A 14,844-nucleotide genomic window follows, 5' to 3' on the forward strand; every position below is an offset into this window, starting at 1 on the left:
GGGCGGGAGAGTTTCGGCACGCGTGGTGGACGCGCGCCGGGCGGCCCGGGGTTTTAGGTTGGCTGAGTGAGTCAGCACAGGCGCCGGACTTCGGCGAAGCAGGAGAAACAGCGGCAGGTGCTGGTCGTGGCCATGGCTGTAGCCCTGGTCGTGGTCGCTGCCGGGGTGAGTCTCGGGCTCTGGGCGGCCTCGGGCGGCGACGGCGGGTCCACCGGTTCGCAGGCCAGATCCTCGCAGGAGGCCACCGGGGCCGCGCCCGGGGACCAGGCGTCGAAGGCGGCCCCGACCCCCAGTCCGACCCGCTCCTACCCCCTGTCCGAGGCACCCCGCACCATCCCCGCCGTGCGCGACCACGAGCCGGCGCGCGGCCCGGGCTGGCGCCCCGAGAAGGGCAACCGGGTGGTCGTGGACGACCCGGCGCTGGCCGACGAGGGGCGGCTGGTCGCCGGCGAGCTGGGGATGGCGTACGCGGGCGAGAAGAACGACAAGCGGGCCGGGGACCTGCGGCTGGCGCTGAACGGCGACGAGGGCGCGAACCCGGAGTCGTACGTGATGACCGTGCGCGACGGGCGGGTGGAGATCAACGGGCCTTCGGACGCGGGCGTCTTCTACGGCACCCGCACGCTCAAGCAGGAGACGCACGACGGCGGCACGGCGCCCGAGGGCGTGGTGAAGGACGAGCCGGCCAAGCCGCAGCGCGGCTTCATGCTGGACATCGCGCGCAAGTACTTCACGGCCGGCTGGATCGAGGACCGCATCCGGGAACTGGGCGATCTGAAGTTCAACCAGCTGGGGCTGCACTTCTCCGACGACCAGGGCTTCCGGATCGAGTCCTCCTCACATCCCGAGATCGTGTCGCAGCAGCATCTGACCAAGGCGCAGGTGCGGAAGATCATCGACCTCGCGCAGAGCCGGCACATCACGATCGTGCCCGAGATCGACTCGCCCGGGCACCTCGGCGCGGTCCTCGACGCCCATCCCGACCTGCAATTGCGCAGCGCGCAGGGGTCGGCTGTGCAGGGTGCCATCGACATCTCCAAGGCCGAGAGCGCCGACATCGTCGACGACCTGCTCAACGAGTACGCGGACCTCTTCCCCGGCGGGCCGTGGCACCTCGGCGGTGACGAGTACCAGGCACTGACCCGGTCGAACCCGGAGGCGTCGTTCCCGCAGCTGGCCGCCGCCGCCCGGGAGAAGTACGGCTCCGGCGCGTCGGTCGCCGACCTCACCACCGGCTGGCTGAACGACCGGGCGGACACCGTCCGGGGGCATCAGCGCGTCCCGCGCGCCTGGAACGACGGCTTCTTCCGCGGCACCTCCGTCCAGGCCGCCAAGGACATCCAGGTCGCCTACTGGACCGGCAAGGAGATCGGCGCCCGGGCGCCGCTGGAGTACCTCCAGGCGGGCCGCAAGGTGATCAACTACAACGACGAGTTCCTGTACTACGTGCTCGGCGAGCCGCAGACCTTCGTCTACCCGACGGGGCAGCGGATCTACGAGCAGTGGACGCCTCGGGTGCTGCGCGGCACCTCGGCCGTCCCGGCTCGCTACGACGGGCAGATCCTCGGCGGGTCCTTCGCGGTGTGGTGCGACCTCGCGAACTCCCAGACCGAGGACCAGGTGGCGGCCGGGATCCGGATGCCGCTGCGGGCGACCGTCCAGAAGCTCTGGGACCCGGGCGAGCCGGAGCTGTCCTGGACGGAGTTCCGGGCGCTGGCGGACAGGCTCGGCTGACCCGGCACGAATTGGCCCATACGGCTGCGAACTCCCGTACGGCTGTGGTGGTCTTCTGACGCGAGCAGCATCGAATATGCCGGGGGGAACCGGGACATGGGCTATTGGGGATACTTCGTCGTGGGCCGCGGGGAGCGGCCGCTGCCGGAGCTGGACGCGCTGGCGGGGGCCGGGGACGGTCCGACGCAGCGCGCCTCGGCGCCGGGCGGATGGCAGGTGTGGGAGTACCCGAGCAGCGACGGCGACATCGGGAACATGAACGCCCTGGCCCGGGAGAGCGGGGCGCCGGCGCTCTTCGGGTACGTCATGAACAGCGAGTGCGTCGTGCTGGAGGCCGCGGCTCCGGAGAGCGGGGCGTGGACGACCTGCCTGGCGCGCTCCGCGATGGCCGGGTACCTGGGGGCGGACCGGGAGGGCCTCACGCTGGAGGACTACTTCCTGGACCCCCGCGACGCCGCCGAGCACGCCGTGCGCTGGGCCGCCGAGGCCGGGCGCGAGGTGAACGCCGACGCACTGGTGGACGTACTCACTTCAGACCCTGACCCCCAGGCCGAAAACCTGCTGTTCCGCTTCCTCGACAGGTTGGGCGTGGTGCCCCTGTGACACTCCGGGCCCGTTGCACGCAGTAAGGGGAAGTGCGGGTTCCGTGAGGGGCGAAGGCTGGAAGCGGCCTGATCGGGCCCCGGAGAAGGCCCGCGGAGGGAGGCGTGGATGAGCCTGGTGGAGTTGATCGCACAGGCCGACGAACGCGGGCTGGCCGCGAGCGGCCTGGCTTGTTTGGATCGGTGCGTGCCCCTGCTGGGCGGCGACGACGAGGTCCTCAGGCCGGTGTGGGCCAGTCTCAGCGACGGCGCCGGTGCCGAGGAGTGGGGCGAGCGGCTGGAGCAGGCGCGCGGCAAGCTGGACGCGGCCGGCGCCGGGGACGAGGCGGCCGTGCTCGCCCACCGGATGCTCGAGGCCGCTCCCGCCGAGCGGTCCGCCCCCGCCGTCCGGGTGTGGGCCGACGCCTGCTCCGTCGCCTCCCTCCAGATCCACCGGCTCCTGGACACCGCCGAGGACGAGGCCTCGTCCGTCGACTCCCGCCGCGAGGGCCGTACCGAGGGCATGTCGCCCCTCGTCGCCGCCGAACTGCGCCGCCAGATCACCGTCCTGGAGGTCCTGGCCGGGCATGGCCCGGCCGGGCTGCGCCGGGCCCTGGAGTTGTCGGTCGAGGGGCGGCGGGTCCTGCGCGCGGTGGTGTCCCGCCGGAGCCGGCAGCGGGGCTGAGGGGCGGCGCCGCCGACGGCCCGGCCGGCCTAAACCCCGTTCCTGGAAGAGTCCTGTGACTGTCCCTTGGGTGAGGTGGGGCGGTCCTGCGCCGCTTCGGGGAAGTCGCCGATTCCGGGTGACGAAACGCTTCGCCGCAGCGCTTTCCGGGATGTGACGACTCAAGCGGAGACCAGGCCATCGGCGGCTGCGAAGCCGCTGCGATGGGCGGCGGACACAGTGGCGACGATGCGCGAGGGAGCACGGCTGCGCCTCGACTACTCGGCGCAGAGCCTGTGGAGCGTCGACCGGATGATCGAGGGGATACGGCGGGAGGGAGCGCCCGACGCGGCCGTCCAGCAGGTGCTGCGCGGCTTCGGCGCGTACGCGGGTGAGGTGATGGCGCGTCAGACCGGCGCCGAGTGGTGGGCGACCGGCGGCGACCACTGGATCCGCACCCCCGACGGGCGCCTGTGGGACCCCATCGACGAGGCCCGCCGGTGCTACGGCGGCCATGGATCGCTGCGGCTGCTGTGCCGGGACGCGATGAGCACCGCGCCCCGGCGTTAGGTCAGCGGGCGCGGACGCCCTCGATCACACCCTCGATCATGCCCTCGTCCACGTCCAGGGGGCCGCCGGGCGGCTCGGCAGCGGGCACGGCCGTCGTTGCGGCGTTCGCGGCGTTCGCGGCCAGAGTGCGGATCTCGGGCAGGTCGTCGTAGAGGTTCTGTCCGGGGCACTCGGTCGGATAGCCGTCGCGGTGGCCGGAGATGCGGTGGAACGTGACCTTCTGGCCCAGCTTGTACTTGCCGTTGTCGGCACCGGAGGTCAGCACGACCGACCCGGTCGGGTCGATGCCGTAGAGGCCGAGCTTCCATGCCGCGACCTTCGCGACCGACTCGCGCACCGCGGGGTTCGTGGCCGCCGTGGAGTAGTCGCCGAGCACCGAGACGCTGCTGGTGGCGGTGTTGAACCCGTAGGTGTGCGCGCCGAGGACGGGCTTGTCGATGCCGCCCGCACGCCCCTCGAAGACGGTGCCGCACTTGTCGACGAGGAAGTGGTAGCCGATGTCGTTCCAGCCGTTGCTCTGCACGTGGTAGAGGAACACGCCCCGCACGATCGACGCCGACTGGGAGCAGGTGTAGTCGTTGGTGCCCGCCGTGTGGTGGACGAACATCGCCTTCGTGTCGCCCGTCAGGGTGGGCGGGTCCTTCACCAGGGACTCGTCGGCGCCCCAGGCGGAGCGCGACGTCACGGTGGGACGCTGCGCCGACAGCGGGCCGGCGGCCGGCCCGGCCACGTCCGGCTCGACGGCCTCGGTGTGCACGGCGTCCGACGCGGCCTCGGGGTCGACCAGTTCGACCCGCAGGCCCTCCGGCAGGCGCGAGCCCGTCACGCGCACCTGGACACCGTCCGAGGGCCCGGTCCACAGCGGCTGGGTGCTGCCGCGCACGCCGGCCCGGTCGCGGTCGGGGCCGGTCTCGGGCGTGCGGCCTTCGGTGTCCAGGGGGCGCCACGCGGTCCACGCGCCGCTCCCCCGGGAGCGGGTGCGCACCTGGACGGTGCCGTCGAGGACCGCGTCCGGGTCGTCCCAGGTGATGCCGATCAGACTGAACGGCTCGGTGGTGCGCGGGGCGAGGGACCGGTCGTGGGGGTCGCCGTCCGGCACCCGGACGGTCTGCACACCGTCCGAGGGGGTGGCCCGGGCGGACTGGGTCAGGCCGAGGGCGCCGAGGGCCAGGGCGGTGGCGACGGCGGTGCGCAGGAGGCGGGATGTCATACGGCGCTCGCCTTTCGTGGGCGGTGGCATCGCGAGCAGAGGTCCCCGGTACGTCACTTGGCCGAAACCTCTGCGGGGCCGGGCTCCCGAGGACGGCGGGCCGGGTTGACCCGAACGGTCGTCGGGCCCGGCGCCTGACGCGCTGTGACATTTCCGCGCGGACCGGCGCTGATCACCGTGGGAGGGCGCGCACTCAGCACGGACGAGGACGGTACTTGGGTCAGGGAGCGGAACCCCGGCGCGGGCAGGCGTACGACGGGGAGCTGGGCGCGGCCGTCGCGCGGGCCCAGCAGGGTGACGAGGCGGCCTTCGCGGCCGCCTACCGGTTCGTGCAGCCCGGACTGCTCGGCTATCTGCGCGGCCTGGTCGGGGACGACGCGGAGGACGTGGCGTCCGACGCCTGGCTGGAGATCGCCCGGGACCTCGGGCGGTTCCGGGGCGACGGGGCCGGCTTCCGCGGCTGGACGGCCACCATCGCCCGGCACCGGGCGCTGGACCACCTGCGCCGGCAGCGGGTACGGCCCCGGTCGTCCGCGCTGGAGCAGGACGTCCTGGACCTGCCCGGACCGCAGAGCACGCACGACCAGGCGCTGGAGGCCATCTCCACCGCGCACGCCCTGGAGCTGGTGCGGGGGTTGCCGCGGGACCAGGCCGAGGCCGTGCTGCTGCGGGTCGTGGTCGGCCTCGACGGCCCTGCCGCCGCGCGGGTCCTGGGCAAGCGGCCGGGCGCCGTACGCACGGCCGCCCACCGGGGTCTGAAACGCCTCGCCGGGCAGCTGGGCGCGCGGAGTGTGACGGATGAGGCTCCCCGGACGCTGGGTGAGTCGACGTAGCGGAACCGGTGGTTTCGCTGACGGCCCGGCCGGGTCACGCGGACCCGGCGCCCTGAACAGGGCGGACCGGCGGGACGTACTGGGGCCCAACGCCGGAGTGGCACTGGGATCGAACGGATCGAGCAGGGACGGAAACGGACATGGGTGAACGGCCGAACGACGGCGGGCTTTCCGGCCGTGGTTCCCGCCATGCCCTCCTCGACTCCGGCGTGGAGGCGCTGATCGTCGCCTCCCTCGTCCGGGACGGTGTCGACGCCGAGGCCGAGCAGCGGGCCGTGGCCGCCTTCCGGGCCGCCCGGGACGCCGGGGCCCTGCGCACGCCCGCCCGCCGCCGGGACGACTGGCGTGCCCGCGAGCGGCGTCACCTGGGGCGGTCCCTGAAGACGACGCTCTCCGTGCTGCTCGCCAGTCTCACGCTGGGCGGGGTCGCCGTGGCGGCGATCGGCGTGGCGGGATCGCCGCAGGAGGGCACGAAGGACGCCCCGGAGCGCCGGCCCGCCCCGAGCAGCACCCCGCGCGACCCGGCGGGACATCCTCCCAGCGGCAGCCGCAGTCACAGCCCCGGCACCGGCGCGGGACCCGGCTCGGGCCCGGCGCACCCCGAGCGGCCGTCCCCCGCCCAGGACACCGAGGCGCACTGCCGCGCCTACGAGGGGGTCCGGCAACGGGGCAAGGCGATGGAGGCGACGGCCTGGCGGCGTCTCGTGGCCGCAGCGGGCGGTGAGAGCAACGTCACGGCGTACTGTTCCGAACAACTGGACGAGCCGCAGGGCAAGGGCGGTGGCTCCGGGAACGGCGATGCCGCCGAGGACGACGTCACACCCACCGCGAACACCGGCGCGCGCAACGAATCGAACAACGAGTCGGACAAGAGCGCGGACACCGGCGCGGGCAAGAGCCGGAGCGAGGACAAACGCTCCCAGCCCAACGGCCGTCGCCCGTAAGGGATTCCGCGAACGCGGGCCGTCACGGCCGGGCGATGCCGCGAACCCCCCGCTCCCCGCCATGGCAACGGCCGAGGCCGCCACCCCCCACAGGAGAGGCCCCGGCCGTCGCGCGGCACGGGCCGCGCGGCGGCCCGTACTCCCTACAGCGCCCGGTGTGCGTTTTCTGTCACACCCCTGCGCGTCACGGCTTAGTTGCATCCTGGACGGACATGGACGGGGAGTGGTTTCAGGTCGTAACGTGCCATTCGCGCCAACGCGGAGGCGGCAAGACCACCGCAACCACCTGCGGTGTTGATACCGCAACCATTGATTGAGGAACCACGACGGCGAGAACCCGGTCCGCGAAAGCGGCGCCGGTTTAGGCGCATAAGGGGTGCGGTGCTGGGGGACGACGCGGAGCTGACCGCCGCGGTGCGCGCGGCACAGGACGGAGACGAGGACGCGTTCCGGACTGTGTACCGCACCGTGCATCCGCGGCTGCTCGGGTACGTACGGACGCTGGTCGGCGACCCCGACGCCGAGGACGTGACGTCCGAGGCGTGGCTTCAGATAGCCCGCGATCTGGAGCGGTTCACCGGCGACGCGGACCGGTTCCGCGGCTGGGCCGCCCGGATCGCCCGCAACCGCGCCCTGGACCACATACGCATGCGCGGGCGCCGGCCCGCGATCGGCGGTGACGAGACCGAGCTGACCGGCCGGGCCGCCGAGTCGGACACCGCCGGCGAGGCCATCGAGGCGCTCGCCACGGACGGCGCGTTCTCCCTGATATCCCGGCTGCCGCAGGACCAGGCCGAAGCGGTCGTGCTGCGTGTGGTGGTGGGGCTCGACGCCAAGACCGCCGCCGAGACGCTCGGAAAGCGCCCGGGCGCGGTCCGCACGGCGGCGCACCGGGGCCTGAAGCGGCTCGCCGAACTGCTCGGCGACGACCCACAGGCCGATCCGGAATCGGCCGGGGTGCTCGACGCCCTGCCACCCCAGAGAGAACCGCGCGGCGGTGCGGTGACGTCCGCAGGTGTGACGCACAGCGTCGCGCGGACGCAGAAGGATGTGTGATGGCCGACGAGCAGTACAGGTGGCTGGACCGCGAAACGGCGGAGCGTTTGCTGAGCGGAGAGCCACCCGGAGCTGTCGAAGGCGCCGGCCGGGAGCAGGCCGAACACCTTGCCAGGACCCTCGGCGCGCTGTCCGCCGCACCCCCGCTGACCAGCGATGAACTCCCCGGCGAGGCCGCCGCGGTGGCCGCTTTCCGCAAGGTCCGCGCGGAACGCGCCGACCCGGCCGCGGCCCGTACGGACACCGGCGGACAGGCCGCCGCCCGGGTCGCCGACGCAGGGCTGGTCCGGATCGGCACCCCCGGCGACGACGGCACCGGCACCGTCCGGCCGCCCCGCTGGGCCCGCCCCGTACGCCTTGCCCTGGCCGCCGCCCTGGCCGTCGGCATGGCCGGCGGGGTCGCCCTCGCGGCCGGAACCGGAGTCCTGAGGGCACCGTTCGGCGGTGACGAGCCCCAGCCCGGCGCCTCCGTCTCGGCCCCCGTCACTCATCCGGAGCGCCCGCTGGTGTCGCCGTCGCCGAGCGACGCCGTTCAGGGCGGTTCCACCCCTGACGACGCCCCTTCCCCGGGCCGGGACGAGCAGGGCGACGACGCCGCTCCGGCGCCTGACGACAAGAAGGACAGCTCCGGCGACCACCGCAGCGAGATCACCGCGGCCTGCCGCGACCTGCGCGACGGAAAGCGGCCGGACCCCGACCGCAGGCGAGCCCTGCGGGACGCGGCGGGCGACCTGCGGGTGTGGAAGTTCTGCAAGGGCCTCCTGTCGTCGGCCGGCCCCCGCTCGAAGGAGCGCCGGCACGACGACCGCGCTGACCAGGGACACCACCGGGGCAAGGGCGAGGACCGGGACCTTCAGCAGGACCGCAAGCATGACCACAAGCAGGACCGGAAGCAGGACAAGGCCGAGCGGCAGGCCGACCGGCAGGCCGACCCCAAGTCCCAGAAGCGGGCCGGAAAAGGTTGAGACGATGGCGACGACGCGGACCGTGACCGGCGCCTGACGGCCGGGACCCCTCTCGCGCCGCCGTGACCTGCGGTTTCGTACTCCGTGAAAAAGGGCCGACCGAGGGTGTGACGTTTTCGGCCGCCCCGGCGCAGTAATCAGTGAGCCGACTGGTCATCGGCCGTCGCACAGAGCCGGGGTTCCCCCCGTACCTACGGCTCGTGCACCGAGCGCGGGCGGGACACGTTCCCCCGGTCCCGCCCGCGCCCCTTCCTCTCCCTGCTGTCACCAGGACACGACGACCTTGTCGCCGTTGCGGACCTGCGCGTACAGCTGTGCGATCGCCGCCTCGTCCCGTACGTTGACGCAGCCGTGCGAGGCCCCCGCGTAGCCCCGGGCGGCGAAGTCCGCCGAGAAGTGCACGGCTTGGCCGCCGCTGAAGAACATCGCGTACGGCATGGGCGAGTCGTAGAGCGTCGAGACGTGGTCGCGGGACTTCCAGTAGACGGAGAAGACGCCCTCCCGGGTCGGCGTGCCCTGCGAGCCGAAGCGGACCGCCATCGTCGACACGGTCCGCCCGTCGACCATCCAGCGCAGCGTCCTGCTGGTCTTGTCGATGCACAGCACCCGGCCGGACCGGCAGCGCGCGTCCGGCGGGTCGGCCGACTGGCCGCCCATGAGGTACAGGTCCCAGCGGCCCGGCTCGCGCGTCATGCGCAGCAGCCGCTGCCAGGTGACGGCGTCGGCCTTCCCGGTGCGCGGCAGCCCGCGCTTGCCCTGGAAGCCGCTGACCGCCCGCTGCGTCGGCTCGTCGTACGTCCCGGTCGGCCCCTCGAAGAGCCAGGCGACCTGGCGCAGCCGGGCCTGGAGCTCCCGGACGTCCCGGCCGGTGTCGCCGCGGGACCACAGCACGCGGGGCGGGGTGGGAACGGCACGGGGCTTGTCGTCGCCCGACGGCGGCGCGGAACGCGGCGTGGCGCCGCCACCGGCGGGCGTACGGCCCTGCGACGGGGTGCTGCTGGGCAGCTCGATGTGCACCGGCGAGCGGCGCTTGCCCTCGCCGTCGGGAGTCTGCACCGTGCAGCCGGTCAGCGCGGCCAGTACGGCGAGTCCCGCTGTGAACGCTCTCCCCATGCCCGTACTACGCACACGGCCCCCCGCTCGTCTCACCGGCACGCCCGGATGTCACCTGAGATGTTCCCCGGGCGTGACCCGTCGCGAACCAGGGGGCATGGTGGTGAGCGAGGTCACTTGCTCTGCGGGAGGCAACCCACCATGGCGCGTGAGTCGGAGTCCGGACTGCCCATCCAGCCGCTCTACGGTCCGCAGGACCTTCAGGGCTGGGATCCGGCGGAGAAGCTGGGGGAGCCGGGGGAGTACCCGTACACCCGTGGTGTGTATCCGTCGATGTACACGGGCCGCCCCTGGACCATGCGCCAGTACGCCGGTTTCGGCACGGCCGCGGAGTCCAACGCCCGCTACCGGCAGCTGATCGCCCATGGCACGACGGGGCTGTCGGTCGCCTTCGACCTGCCCACCCAGATGGGCCACGACTCCGACGCGCCGATCGCCCACGGCGAGGTCGGCAAGGTGGGGGTGGCCATCGACTCGATCGAGGACATGCGGGTTCTGTTCGGCGGGATCCCGCTCGACCAGGTCTCGACGTCGATGACGATCAACGCCCCGGCGGCCCTGCTGCTGCTTCTGTACCAGCTGGTGGCCGAGGAGCAGGGGATCCCGGCGGACCGGTTGACGGGCACGATCCAGAACGACGTGCTGAAGGAGTACATCGCCCGGGGCACCTACATCTTCCCGCCCAAGCCGTCACTGCGGCTGACCGCGGACATCTTCCAGTACTGCCGGGCCGAGATCCCGCGGTGGAACACCATCTCGATCTCCGGCTACCACATGGCCGAGGCGGGTGCCTCGCCCGTGCAGGAGATCGCCTTCACCCTGGCCGACGGCATCGAGTACGTGCGCACCGCGGTCGCGGCCGGCATGGACGTCGACGACTTCGCGCCCCGCCTGTCGTTCTTCTTCGTGGCCCGCACGACGTTGCTGGAGGAGGTCGCCAAGTTCCGTGCGGCGCGGCGGATCTGGGCGCGGGTGATGCGTGAGGAGTTCGGCGCGAGGAACCCCAAGTCGCTGATGCTGCGCTTCCACACCCAGACGGCTGGGGTGCAGCTGACGGCCCAGCAGCCCGAGGTCAACCTGGTCCGCGTCGCCGTGCAGGGGCTGGCCGCCGTGCTGGGCGGGACGCAGTCGCTGCACACCAACTCCTTCGACGAGGCCATCGCCCTGCCCACCGACACATCCGCCCGCCTCGCCCTGCGCACCCAGCAGGTCCTCGCCCACGAAACCGACGTGACCGCCACCGTCGACCCCTTCGCCGGCTCCTACGTCATCGAGAAGATGACCGACGACGTCGAAGCCGCCGCCGTGGAGCTGATGGCCAGGGTCGAGGAGCTGGGCGGCGCCGTCGACGCCATCGAACACGGCTTCCAGAAGGGCGAGATCGAACGCAACGCCTACCGCATCGCCCAGGAGACGGACTCCGGCGAGCGGGTCGTCGTCGGCGTCAACCGCTTCCGGCTCGACGAGGAGGAGCCCTACGAGCCGCTGCGCGTCGACCCGGCCATCGAGGCCCGGCAGGCCGAACGCCTCGCCACCCTGCGTGCGCAGCGCGACCGGTCGGCCGTGGACGCGGCCCTGACCGCCCTGCAGAAGGCCGCCGAGGGAGAGGACAACGTCCTCCACCCCATGAAGGAGGCACTCAGGGTCAGGGCCACCGTCGGCGAGGTCTGCGACGCGCTGCGCGAGGTGTGGGGGGCGTACGTCCCGTCCGACTCCTTCTGACCTGCGGCCGGGCGGGGATGTCAGACCGGCGTGCGACACTCATGCGCATGTTCGGTGTCGTTGATCTGCCCACCTATCTGGCGGGCCTCGTCCTGATCATCCTGCTGCCCGGGCCCAATTCGCTGTACGTGCTGTCCGTGGCCGCCCGCCGTGGTGTGCGCGCCGGGTACACCGCCTCGGCCGGAGTCTGGTGCGGGGACACGGTGTTGATGACGCTGTCCGCGGCCGGAGTCGCCTCGCTGCTCCAGGCGAACGCCGTGCTGTTCGCCGTCGTCAAGTACGCGGGGGCCGGATATCTGACCTGGCTGGCCATCGGCATGCTGCGGGCCGCGTGGGGCATGTGGCGCACGCGTGCGGAGCGGACCGCCGGTGACGAGGCGCCCGCGCCCGCCGAGGAGCGGCCCTTCCGCCGTGCCTTCGTCGTCAGCCTGTTCAACCCCAAGGCGATCCTCTTCTTCGTCGCCTTCTTCGTGCAGTTCGTGGACCCGGGGTACGCCTACCCCGCCTTGTCCTTCGTCGTCCTCGGTGCCCTCGCCCAGTTCGCCAGCGTGCTCTACCTCAGCGCGCTGATATTCGGCGGCACCCGGCTGGCCGTCGCCTTCCGACGCCGCAGGCGCCTGTCGGCGGGGGCGACCTCGGCGGCGGGTGCGCTGTTCCTCGGCTTCGCGGTGAAGCTGTCGCTGGCGAGTTCGTAGCGCAGCCGGGCCGGCCCCGGCCGAAGCGGGCCAGGCAGCCGGGGAGTCCGACCGCCGTGTCCCCCGCCCAGCCGACATGGCCGTCGGGGCGGACGAGGTACAGGCCGGGCTCGTGAGCGGCGGGACCCGGTAGCCGATCCCGCGTCGGCGGGTCGCCTCACCGCGCCGGGTCTCGCCGCAGTGCACGCACGTGGACAGACAGAGCACCTCGGCGGCTATGGGACTCACCACGGCCTGCCTCTACACGCTGGGCTTCGTCACCGAGGAGCAGGGCGTCCAGCCGCTGCCGGGCGAGCGCCGGGAAGGCTGCGACATGGACGAACGCGCCCGCCTGATGGCCGACTTTCCCTTGTCGGCCCGGGCGGGCGCGGAGATCTTCGAGGACTACGACCGGCACTTCGAGGAGGGACTCGCCCTCGTGTCCGGGGGGATCGGGGCGCGCTACGGGGTCTCATGGCGCGGTCCGGCGGGTCAGGACCGTTGCGCGCGGACCCGTCGTACGGCCCGGGTGATGACGGGCGGCAGCAGGTCCTTGGCGAGCCGGCGGACCGCGGACGGGGCGGGCCGGGCCGGCCGCGCTGCACGCGATGCGCTGACCTCGGTAGCCGCGGCCGGTGCGGGCGCGGGCTCCGCGTAGTGCCGTGAGGGCGGGAAGGCCGGTGGCTTCATGCCCCGGGAACGGGTCCGGATCAGCCGGTGTCCGGCCGCCTCCTGCACGCTCAGCCCGACGTCCGTGCGCAGCCGGAGCATGGCGAGCAGTTCCTCCTGGAGCGGCTCGGGGTCGCCCCAGGTCGCGTACAGCTTCTGCGTGCTGAGGCAGATCGGGCGCAGACAGCGGTTGAGGACGGCCTCCCAGGCGGCGACCGAGACACCCGGGGTGTGCTCGGACCGGAAGTCGTCCAGGACCACGATGCCCTCGGGCAGCAGGATGTCGTGGGCCGCGCCGATGTCGCCGTACACGTGCTCGTACAGGTGCGAGGCGTCGATGTGGACGAAGCGGCAGGAGTCCGGGGCCACCTTCTCGTCCACGAGGGAACTGGGGCCGGTGATCACCGTGGGCAGGGTGTCGTGGAAGGAGAGGTAGTTCCGCTCGAACGCCTGCTGGGTGAGGGAGGCGTAGGACTTGGCCGACTCCGCCTTGTTGGCGTCGTCCGGGGCGTCGCCCTCGAACAGGTCACAGACCGTGAACCGCTCGCCGTCCTGGAGGTGGTGGCCGAGGAGGATCGCGCTCTTGCCCAGGTAGACGCCGAGCTCCAGCAGGTCACCCTTTATGCCGGACTTCTTCTGCTGTTCGAGGAACCAGGTGAACAGCGTCTGGTCCAGGGCCGGGAACCAGCCGGGGACGTCTGCGAGTTCGCCGGGGTGCGTGTCGGTCGCTTGTGCGTGGGTCATGGGACGAGCCTTCTCTCTGAGCGTTGCCCCGATCGACGGCCGGTTGAACGTCCCGTGAACAGGGTCAGCGGGTCTTCGTCAGGGCCGCCCGCAGCCGGGGCGTCAGCGGCTGCTCCACATATTTGTGCAGCAACCACGCCAGCAGCAGCATTGACGCCACCGTCAGCACGAAGGTCACCCCGGACGCCAGCCCCAGACCGCGGTGCAGGGCGTGGATCACCACCCAGCCGAGATGCTCGTGGACCAGGTAGAAGGGGTACGTCAGCGCGCCCGCCACCGTCAGCCACCGCCAGTTCACCCGGCCCAGCAGCCCCAGGGCGATCGCGGCGACCGCCACGAAGCCGAACGTCACGACGGCGATGATCCCGAACGAGGAGCGGTAGGAGAAGGCCTCCGGGTCGGGCGCGTGCCACAGCGACTGCACCGCGTAGTGCTGGCCGATCAGCCAGCCGGCGGCGACGATGGCCCACCCGTAGACGTCCCGCCGGTCGCGGTGCACGAGGTAGAGGCCGACACCGCCGATGAAGAAGGGCGCGTACTCGGGCATCAGGACGATGTCGAGCAGCGGCATGTTCGCGTTCTCGGCGATCACCGCCGCCAGCGTCCAGCCCGCGCAGAACATGATCACCCGGCGGCGGTTCGCCCCGGGCAGCACGACGCACAAGGCGAACAGGGCGTAGAAGCGGACCTCCGCCCACAGGGTCCAGCACACGCCGAGCACCCGGTCCACGCCGAGCGGCATCTGCAGCATGGTCAGGTTGACCAGGGCGTCGCTGGGCGAGACCGCCTTGTAGGCGACCACCGGCAGCGCGAACACCGCCGTGACGATGAGCACCGCCACCCAGTAGGCGGGCAGCAGCCGGGAGGCACGGGAGGCGAAGAACGACCGCAGGGGGCGGCCCCAGCCGCTCATGCAGATCACGAACCCGCTGATCACGAAGAAGACCTGGACACCGAGGCAGCCGTAGGCGAACAGCGAGTGCAGGGTGGGGAACTGGTCCCGGGGCGAGGTGCCCCAGGCCTGGGCGACCTCACCGCCGCGTCCGCCGTAGTGGTACAGCGCCACCATCAGCGCGGCCACCAGTCGCAGTCCGTCGAGGGCGCGCAACCGGCCCCCGGACTCCCTTCTGCGCCGTGGGACGGTCGTGGCGCCCGGTGGGTCGACCAGCACGGCGACGCCGGGCTGTGGCTTGCGGGTGCTGACGACCGTCTCGGTCACGCTGGAAACCTCTGTGTGGCTCGTATGTCCTTCGCCTGAGCCGCCTGTGGGCGGGCGCCTGTCACCCTAGGACGAGAGTTGACGGAATTACGTTCGATGGCGACAGGCTTCGCCTGCCGGTCCCCATGGGTTCATCTGGATGTCGC

The 14,844-nt window shown here is 72.5% G+C and carries 14 protein-coding genes and 1 pseudogene; 11 read left to right on the plus strand and 4 right to left on the minus strand.

Features of this window, described 5'->3' with window-relative positions; translation table 11 throughout:
- The first annotated feature begins 132 nt into the window (after positions 1–132).
- The 4 genes from ABT116_RS06950 to ABT116_RS06965 all read left to right on the plus strand — a co-directional run bounded on the left by ABT116_RS06950 (position 133) and on the right by ABT116_RS06965 (position 3,549).
- A complete protein-coding gene (locus ABT116_RS06950; protein ID WP_351628964.1) occupies positions 133–1,734 on the plus strand; it encodes a beta-N-acetylhexosaminidase in 1,602 nt (533 codons plus the stop codon).
- Between the two features lie 96 nt (positions 1,735–1,830).
- Positions 1,831–2,337 carry a hypothetical protein gene (locus tag ABT116_RS06955; RefSeq protein WP_351628902.1) on the plus strand — a complete coding sequence of 169 codons (507 nt, stop codon included), beginning with the start codon at positions 1,831–1,833 and terminating at the stop codon, positions 2,335–2,337.
- 108 nt (positions 2,338–2,445) lie between these two features.
- Positions 2,446–3,000 carry a hypothetical protein gene (locus tag ABT116_RS06960; protein WP_351628905.1) on the plus strand — a complete coding sequence of 185 codons (555 nt, stop codon included), beginning with the start codon at positions 2,446–2,448 and terminating at the stop codon, positions 2,998–3,000.
- Positions 3,001–3,153: 153 nt separating this feature from the next.
- Positions 3,154–3,549, plus strand: a complete 396-nt coding sequence (locus tag ABT116_RS06965; RefSeq protein ID WP_351628907.1) for a hypothetical protein — start codon at positions 3,154–3,156, stop codon at positions 3,547–3,549.
- A 1-nt stretch (position 3,550) separates the two neighbouring features.
- On the opposite strand, the gene ABT116_RS06970 is transcribed toward ABT116_RS06965, so the two are convergent.
- Positions 3,551–4,759 carry a peptidoglycan recognition protein family protein gene (locus ABT116_RS06970; protein ID WP_351628909.1) on the minus strand — a complete coding sequence of 403 codons (1,209 nt, stop codon included), beginning with the start codon at positions 4,757–4,759 and terminating at the stop codon, positions 3,551–3,553.
- Positions 4,760–4,974: 215 nt separating this feature from the next.
- On the opposite strand from ABT116_RS06970, the gene ABT116_RS06975 reads away from it, so the two are divergent.
- The 4 genes from ABT116_RS06975 to ABT116_RS06990 all read left to right on the plus strand — a co-directional run bounded on the left by ABT116_RS06975 (position 4,975) and on the right by ABT116_RS06990 (position 8,557).
- Positions 4,975–5,592 carry an RNA polymerase sigma factor gene (locus ABT116_RS06975; protein WP_351628911.1) on the plus strand — a complete coding sequence of 206 codons (618 nt, stop codon included), beginning with the start codon at positions 4,975–4,977 and terminating at the stop codon, positions 5,590–5,592.
- 140 nt (positions 5,593–5,732) lie between these two features.
- On the plus strand, positions 5,733–6,536 hold the full coding sequence (locus tag ABT116_RS06980; protein ID WP_351628913.1) for a hypothetical protein: 804 nt from the start codon (positions 5,733–5,735) through the stop codon (positions 6,534–6,536).
- Positions 6,537–6,917: 381 nt separating this feature from the next.
- Positions 6,918–7,592 (plus strand): RNA polymerase sigma factor, encoded by a 675-nt coding sequence (locus ABT116_RS06985; protein ID WP_350699951.1) that lies wholly within the window; start codon positions 6,918–6,920, stop codon positions 7,590–7,592.
- On the plus strand, positions 7,592–8,557 hold the full coding sequence (locus ABT116_RS06990; RefSeq protein ID WP_351628917.1) for a hypothetical protein: 966 nt from the start codon (positions 7,592–7,594) through the stop codon (positions 8,555–8,557). The genes ABT116_RS06985 and ABT116_RS06990 overlap by 1 nt, the downstream gene beginning before the upstream one ends.
- A gap of 264 nt (positions 8,558–8,821) precedes the next feature.
- Here the strand turns inward: ABT116_RS06990 and ABT116_RS06995 are convergent, their stop codons facing one another.
- The gene (locus ABT116_RS06995) at positions 8,822–9,670 is read right to left on the minus strand and encodes a L,D-transpeptidase family protein (RefSeq protein ID WP_351628920.1); all 849 of its coding nucleotides are present in this window, start codon (positions 9,668–9,670) and stop codon (positions 8,822–8,824) included.
- Between the two features lie 141 nt (positions 9,671–9,811).
- On the opposite strand from ABT116_RS06995, the gene ABT116_RS07000 reads away from it, so the two are divergent.
- The 3 genes and pseudogenes from ABT116_RS07000 to ABT116_RS07015 all read left to right on the plus strand — a co-directional run.
- Complete coding sequence (locus ABT116_RS07000) at positions 9,812–11,392, plus strand: acyl-CoA mutase large subunit family protein (protein WP_351628922.1); 1,581 nt, start codon at positions 9,812–9,814, stop codon at positions 11,390–11,392.
- 47 nt (positions 11,393–11,439) lie between these two features.
- The gene (gene leuE / locus ABT116_RS07005) at positions 11,440–12,087 is read left to right on the plus strand and encodes a leucine efflux protein LeuE (RefSeq protein ID WP_351628925.1); all 648 of its coding nucleotides are present in this window, start codon (positions 11,440–11,442) and stop codon (positions 12,085–12,087) included.
- 211 nt (positions 12,088–12,298) lie between these two features.
- Positions 12,299–12,538, plus strand: a pseudogene (locus ABT116_RS07015) (TetR/AcrR family transcriptional regulator C-terminal domain-containing protein); the annotation flags it as partial.
- A gap of 20 nt (positions 12,539–12,558) precedes the next feature.
- Here ABT116_RS07015 and ABT116_RS07020 read toward each other — a convergent pair.
- Entirely contained in the window at positions 12,559–13,479 is a 921-nt protein-coding gene (locus ABT116_RS07020) for a class I SAM-dependent methyltransferase (protein ID WP_351628927.1), read from the minus strand.
- A gap of 64 nt (positions 13,480–13,543) precedes the next feature.
- Positions 13,544–14,698 (minus strand): acyltransferase family protein, encoded by a 1,155-nt coding sequence (locus tag ABT116_RS07025; RefSeq protein WP_502983829.1) that lies wholly within the window; start codon positions 14,696–14,698, stop codon positions 13,544–13,546.
- Positions 14,699–14,844 lie beyond the last annotated feature (146 nt).

Source organism: Streptomyces sp. NPDC002130, from assembly GCF_040296465.1.
In the GTDB taxonomy this organism is placed as follows: domain Bacteria; phylum Actinomycetota; class Actinomycetes; order Streptomycetales; family Streptomycetaceae; genus Streptomyces.